The sequence below is a fragment of the Nocardiopsis sp. CC223A genome (genome assembly GCF_030766825.1).
Classification (GTDB): Bacteria; Actinomycetota; Actinomycetes; order Streptosporangiales; family Streptosporangiaceae; genus Nocardiopsis.
The window spans coordinates 89,750-95,916 of sequence record NZ_JASFDV010000016.1 but is presented as its reverse complement, the minus strand read 5'-3'; the positions used below and the strand labels follow the sequence as shown (position 1 = coordinate 95,916).

Here is a 6,167-nt window from a genome sequence, read left to right as displayed (position 1 = left end):
GGCGACCGGCGTCCGCCACATCGCCGATGCCCTCCACCGACACGCCGCGCGACGCGGCGCCGTCGGGCGCGGCGTCGTCGCGGGAGGTGCGGGCGGGCGGGGCGGTGCGTACGGAGAGAGCCTGCTGGGCCATCGTGGGAAGATCCTTCGCGTGCGCGCCGTCGACGGCGCGGATGTCGTCCGAGGTCCCCGTCGCACGGGGGACGGGGCGGTTGGTGCCGCACAGGGCACGGGTCACCGCGGTGGATACGCGGGACGGGGCCGCCGGGAGCGGCCGCGCGCGAGCGCACGCGGACGGGCGGGCCCGGAGCCTAGGGGGCCGATGCGCCCCGGAGAAGGCTCAGTGACGACAACACGGACACGCCGCACAGGACGGGTGGCAGGGGGCCGGAAGGGCCCTGCGAGCCATGGCGTCGGTGCGGGTGCGCGGATACATGGTTGTAAGGAGACCAGCAAAGGGCGCGGGGAGTCAAGCGATCGTGGAGAATCGCGTGTGTCACCCCTCTCACTCGGCGGTGTTGCGGGAGGCGTCGCGTGGTGATGACATGTGGAGCCCGAGTACGGCGTGAGAGCACCGCCGGAAAGGCACAGTCCCCCGAACGCACTGACAGGAGTGGCCGTGTCGGCTCGCACGCCCGGAGGTGCCGGTTGAACCCCGACCCGGCCGGGCTGTGGGCGCGCCTGCTGGTCCGGGCGCTCGTGGTGGTGGCGGCCGGGGTGATGGCGCTGGGCTTCTTCGGCCCCGGCGCGGCGTTGCTGGTCTGCGCCCTGACCGTGCTGACGTTCGTCCTGCTCTGGCTGCGCGGCCGTCCGCGACGCCGCCCGCTTCCGGATCGTTGACGGAGAGGACTCTCACACGCGTCTTTCGGCGAAGCGCCGGGGTGTACGCGGTCGGCAGCGTAGATTCTGGTCCATGACGGACCGGGATCTCCTCCACGCTCTGCGTGCCGACGGCGCGCCGTCGGCCGAGGCCTACAAGAGGCTGCTCGACGCGTACGGCGAGGAGTTGTTCCGGCGCTGCATCCTGGCCCTGGGCGACCGGGACGCGGCGCACGTGGTGCTGCGCGACACGCTGATCGTCGCCTGCGCGCACATCGGGCGGCTGACCGAGCCCGACCGGCTGGGGGAGTGGCTGCACGCCCTGGCGGAGGTCGAGTGCGTCCGTCGCCGTTCCTACGACCTCCGGCTCCCGGGGGAGCGGAGCATGCCGGAGAACACCGGGCTGGTGCCGGTCCGCATCCTCAAGGGCATGGCCACCCCCGAACTGGACGGCTACCGGGCGCACGTGGCCGCCCGCGCCGACCGCTTCGGGCACGACGGCTTCCCCCTGGGCCCGGGGGATTCGCCGACCCCGCACGGCCCGTCCCTGGTCGGCTCGGTCGGACTGGTGATGCTGATGGCGCTGGTGGCGGCCGTCTGCGCGGGCTACCTGCTGACCCGGACCGCGGAGGCCGAGGGGCCCTGGACCGGCCCGGTCAGCCTCCTCGGCCGCTGACACCGCGGGAGCGACCGAGACGGGGACACCCCGCCGGAGATGTCCGTTGGGGGTGGCGGTGGGCGACGGTGTGGTTTGGGCTGCGCGGGGGGTGTCCGTTGAGGGTGGTGGTGGGCGACGGTGTGGTTTGGGCTGCGCCGGAGGCGTCCGTTGAGGGTGGTGGTGGGCGACGGTGTGGTTTGGGCTGCGCCGGAGGCGTCCGTTGAGGGTGGCGGTGGGCGACGAAGTGGGTTGGGCTGCGCCGGAGGCGTCCGTTGAGGGTGGCGGTGGGCGACGAAGTGGGTTGGGCTGCGCCGGAGGCGTCCGTTGAGGGTGGCGGTGGGCGACGGGAGGGCCCGGCGGACTCCGCCGGGCCGTCGCCGCGCCTGTCGAACGGGAGCCGCCGCCCCTACTTCTCCTTGTCCGCGGAGATGTGGGAGGCGTCGCCGTGGACGCCGGCCTCCTCGGCGCGCTTGACCGAGGCGATGATCTCCTGCTCGGCCTCGTGGCGGCCGACCCAGCTGGCGCCCTCGACGGACTTGCCGGGCTCCAGGTCCTTGTAGACCGTGAAGAAGTGCTCGATCTCCAGGCGCTCGAACTCGTTCACGTGGTGAATGTCACGCAGGTGCTCCATGCGCGGGTCCGTGGCCGGAACGCACAGCAGCTTGTCGTCGCCGCCCGCCTCGTCGCGCATCCGGAACATGCCGATGGCCCGGGCGCGGATCAGGCAGCCCGGGAAGGTCGGGGCCTTGAGCAGGACGAGGGCGTCCAGCGGGTCGCCGTCCTCACCGAGCGTCCCGTCGACGAAACCGTAGTCGGCGGGGTAGGTGGTGGAGGTGAACAGCATGCGGTCGAGACGGATGCGACCGGTCTCGTGGTCCACCTCGTACTTGTTGCGCTCCCCCTTGGGGATCTCGATCGTAACGTCGAATTCCATGCTGATCTCGGCTCCCATTGCGACTAATGTCGCCGTATAACAACAACGTCAGGCCGCGACACCTAAGGAAGGGCGGGTGCCCCGGGTGCGACGGGTACGAAGTGAGGCCTTCCTCACACTGGCCCTGCTCAACATATTCGTGCTGATCGCCGGGTTCGCAGCCCTCGATGTGATCGAGGCCCGACCACTCCCCGCGGTGCCCCATCCGATCGTGAACGCCGAAGGCGCGGCCGCGGTGGAACCCGCGTCCTCTCCGGCGGACCCGGAACGGATCGCGGACGTGATCGATGATCCCATGGCCGAGTCGGGGCTCGCTGAGGGCCTCTCCGCTTACGTCGTCGACGGTGCCACCGGCGAGCCGCTCTACGAGCGCAGCCCGGACACCCCGGCGGTCCCGGCGTCGACCACCAAGATCGCCACGGCCATCACGGTCCTGGACACGGTGGGACCCGACCACGTGCTGACCACCACGGTCCACTTCGACCCGAAGCAGAACATGGTAGTGCTGCGCGGCGCGGGTGACGCCACCCTGACCACGACCGCCGATCCCGCAGCTTACCCGCAGGTGGCAACCCTGGAGGAGCTCGCCGAGCGCACCGCGGCCGCGCTGGCCGGGCAGGGGGTCGACACCGTCTCGGTCGGTTACGACGACTCGCTGTTCACCGGTCCGGACACCGGCCCCTCCTGGAAGCCCACCTACATCACGGAGGGCAGCACCGCCTCGGTCCACGCGCTGATGCACGACAGCGGGCGCATCTCCCCGGACTCCGTCTTCCGGCACCCGGACCCGCCCAAAGCCACCGCCGACGCCTTCGTCAAACAGCTGAAGGAGGCCGGGCTCACCGTGGAGGACGGCGAGCCGGCCGAGGCCCCGGCACAGGGCGACCCGATCGCCTCGGCCGACTCCCCGCCGATGACGGCCCTGGTCGAGCACATGATGCTGGCCAGCGACAACAACATGGCCGAGGCGCTGAGCCGGATCGCCGCACTGGAGACCGGCGGTGAGGCCTCCTTCCCAGGCGGGGCCGCGGCCACCCACCGGGTCATGGGCTCCTACGGGATCGAGGGGGTCGAACTGGCCGACAACAGCGGGCTGAGCCCGGAGAACCGCATCACCCCGCGCGCCCTGGTGGAGATGCTCAAGGTGGCCTCCGACCACCCCGAGCTCAACGCGGCGATCACCGGCCTGCCCACGTCCAACTCCACCGGCACCCTGGACAGCCGCTACACGGAGGGCACCCCGGTCCACGACGTGGCCGGGCTGATCCGCGGCAAGACCGGGACCCTGAACAACGTGAGCGCGCTCGCCGGGACCGTGCACGACCAGGAGGGCAACATGTTCCTGTTCGCCTTCGTGGCCAACAGCCCGGGCGTCCAGGGCTACCAGCTCGACCCCCTGGCGGCGGCCCTGGCCCGCTGCGGCTGCTCCTGACCCGGACCTCCCGCCCCGGCCGCACCCGTGGCGCCGCTTTTCGGCCCGTCTCGGGGTGAACCCGGGGCTTACCCCGAATTGGAACCCCGATCCCCGTGCCGTCGGGCTCTGCGTGGGTAGGCTGCGACTGTGACTGTGATCGACTGGGACGTAGCCGTCAACACCGGTGTCCGCCTTGTCCGACCGGGCCCGCAGGTGGACCTCGCCGACGCGCGACAGGCCGTCGCGCAGTTGCGCGAGCTCTCCACCGTGGCCGCCGGACATGTGCGTGATTTCACCGGTATGAACCCCTTGGAGCCGACCGGACCGGCGGTGGTCGTCGACCGGCCGGGATGGATCCGCGCCAACGTCGACGGTTTCCGCACCGTCATCGAACCCGTACTCGAACAGATGGGCGCCGACCGCCTCGGCAACGGCGGCACGGCCGCCGCCCTGACCTCCGCCGTGGGCTCCCGGATCACCGGGGTGCAGCTCGGCGCGGTGCTCGCCTACCTGGCCGGGAAGGTCCTGGGCCAGTACGAGCTCTTCCTGCCGCCGGACCCCGACGGCACCCTGCCCACCGGACGGCTGACCCTGGTCGCCCCCAACATCGTCAACACCGAGCGCGAGCTCGACGTCGATCCGCACGACTTCCGGCTGTGGGTGTGCCTGCACGAGGAGACCCACCGCATGCAGTTCACGGCCACGCCGTGGCTGCGCGACCACGTGCAGGAGCTGATGCGTGAGCTGCTGCTGTCCACGGAGATGGACGCGGGCGACCTCATCACCCGGCTGCGCGCCGCGGGCGAGGCCGTGGCGGACGCGGTGCGCGGCGGGGAGGGCAACCTCCTCACCGCCATCCAGACGCCGGAGCAGATCGAGATCATGGACCGGGTCACCGCCGTGATGAGCCTGGCGGAAGGCCACGGCGACTACGTCATGGACGCGGTCGGCCCGGGTGTCGTGCCGTCGGTGGAACGGATCCGCGCCCGCTTCCAGAAGCGGCGGGAGGCGGTCAACCCCCTGGACCGGCTGCTGCGCCAGCTGCTCGGCATGGACATGAAGATGCGCCAGTACGAGGAGGGCGCCGCGTTCGTCCGCGAGGCGGTGGCCCAGGTCGGCATGGCCGAGTTCAACAAGGTGTGGACCTCGCGCGAGACCCTGCCCACCATCGCGGAGATCCGCAACCCCTCCGCCTGGGTGAACCGCGTGGTGCGCCCGGCCGCCATCACCGAATGAGCGGTCCGCCCCCCGCCGTGGCCGCCGTCCGATCGGCGGTCCGGCGGTCCCTGGCGCCGCTGCCCGCCGACACCGCGGTGCTGGTGGCGTGCAGCGGCGGGGCCGACTCCCTGGCGCTGGCCGGGGCGGTCGCCTTCGCAGCGCCCCGGCTGGGGCTGCGGGCCGGGGCGGTCACCGTCGACCACGGGCTCCAGGAGGGTTCGGCCGAACGCGCGGAGAAGGTCGCCGCGGTCCTGTCCGGGCTGGGCCTGGACCCGGTGTCCGTCCGCACGGTCGAGGTGACCGGGCCGGGCGGGCCCGAGGGCGCGGCCCGCGCCGCCCGCCACACCGCGCTCGCCGCGGCCGCCGCCGAGCACGCGCCCGCTGTGGTGCTGCTCGGCCACACCCTCGACGACCAGGCCGAGACGGTCCTGCTGGGCCTGGCACGCGGCTCGGGCGCCCGCTCCCTGGCCGGGATGGCCCCGCGCAACGACCACCTCCTGCGCCCCCTGCTCGACCTGGACCGCGCCACCGTGCGCGCGGCCTGCACCGCCATGGGCCTGACCCCCTGGGAGGACCCCCACAACGCCGACGCCCGGTTCGCCCGCTCCCGGGTGCGCCACGAGACCCTGCCCGTCCTGGAGCGGACCCTGGGTCCGGGCGTCGCCGCGGCGCTGGCCCGCACCGCCTCCCTGCTGCGCGCCGACGCCGACGCCCTGGACTCCCTGGCCGCCGGGCTGCGTTCCCGGGCGCGGACGGAGGAGGGCCTGTCCGCGGCCGTGTTGGCCGACGCCCCCGAGGCGCTGCGGACCCGGGTCCTGCGCGGGGCCGCGATCGACGCGGGCTGCCCGCCGGGCGCCCTCACCGCCTGGCACGTGCGGGAGGTCGACCGGCTGGTCACCGCCTGGCGCGGCCAGGCGCACCTCGACCTGCCCGGAGGGGTGCGCGCCCGGCGTGTCGCCGGTCACGTCCGCTTCGAGCGCTGACGGGGCGGAACCCGCCAGCGGTCCGGTGTGTCACACGGTGCCGGGCGTCGGGCCGGCCGGGTCGGGGGCCGGGGCCACCGGTCGGCGCCTCCGGGACGTTCGGCACGTTTATCCTGGTTGCCGCAAACGGGGAACCCAGCA

Annotated in this window: 6 protein-coding genes; 5 read left to right on the top strand and 1 reads right to left on the bottom strand. The window is 73.1% G+C overall.

Annotation, left to right across the window (positions count from 1 at the left end; translation table 11 throughout):
• Nucleotides 1-648 precede the first annotated feature (648 nt).
• Together QJS33_RS09160 and QJS33_RS09155 are read left to right on the top strand one after the other, a co-directional pair.
• The gene (locus QJS33_RS09160) at nucleotides 649-840 is read left to right on the top strand and encodes a hypothetical protein (RefSeq protein WP_306367445.1); all 192 of its coding nucleotides are present in this window, start codon (nucleotides 649-651) and stop codon (nucleotides 838-840) included.
• A gap of 73 nt (nucleotides 841-913) precedes the next feature.
• On the top strand, nucleotides 914-1,495 hold the full coding sequence (locus QJS33_RS09155; protein WP_306367444.1) for an RNA polymerase sigma factor: 582 nt from the start codon (nucleotides 914-916) through the stop codon (nucleotides 1,493-1,495).
• 388 nt (nucleotides 1,496-1,883) lie between these two features.
• Here QJS33_RS09155 and QJS33_RS09150 read toward each other — a convergent pair whose 3' ends face one another.
• Entirely contained in the window at nucleotides 1,884-2,411 is a 528-nt protein-coding gene (locus QJS33_RS09150; RefSeq protein WP_306367443.1) for an inorganic diphosphatase, read from the bottom strand.
• A 76-nt stretch (nucleotides 2,412-2,487) separates the two neighbouring features.
• On the opposite strand from QJS33_RS09150, the gene dacB reads away from it, so the two are divergent.
• The 3 genes from dacB (at nucleotide 2,488) to tilS (ending at nucleotide 6,026) form a co-directional block, all read left to right on the top strand.
• Nucleotides 2,488-3,843: a D-alanyl-D-alanine carboxypeptidase/D-alanyl-D-alanine-endopeptidase gene (gene dacB, locus QJS33_RS09145; RefSeq protein ID WP_306367442.1), complete on the top strand. Its 1,356-nt coding sequence runs from the start codon at nucleotides 2,488-2,490 to the stop codon at nucleotides 3,841-3,843.
• A gap of 135 nt (nucleotides 3,844-3,978) precedes the next feature.
• Nucleotides 3,979-5,061, top strand: coding sequence for a zinc-dependent metalloprotease (locus QJS33_RS09140; RefSeq protein ID WP_306367454.1), 1,083 nt, complete (start codon nucleotides 3,979-3,981; stop codon nucleotides 5,059-5,061).
• On the top strand, nucleotides 5,058-6,026 hold the full coding sequence (tilS, locus tag QJS33_RS09135) for a tRNA lysidine(34) synthetase TilS (protein ID WP_306367441.1): 969 nt from the start codon (nucleotides 5,058-5,060) through the stop codon (nucleotides 6,024-6,026). Before QJS33_RS09140 ends, tilS begins: the two co-directional genes overlap by 4 nt.
• Nucleotides 6,027-6,167 lie beyond the last annotated feature (141 nt).

What these genes read in the sequence shown, in the direction of transcription:
- QJS33_RS09150 (WP_306367443.1), bottom strand. Translation starts at nt 2,411, where the DNA reads ATGGAATTCGACGTTACGATCGAGATCCCCAAGGGGGAGCGCAACAAG.
- tilS (WP_306367441.1), top strand. Translation starts at nt 5,058, where the DNA reads ATGAGCGGTCCGCCCCCCGCCGTGGCCGCCGTCCGATCGGCGGTCCGG.
- QJS33_RS09155 (WP_306367444.1), top strand. Translation starts at nt 914, where the DNA reads ATGACGGACCGGGATCTCCTCCACGCTCTGCGTGCCGACGGCGCGCCG.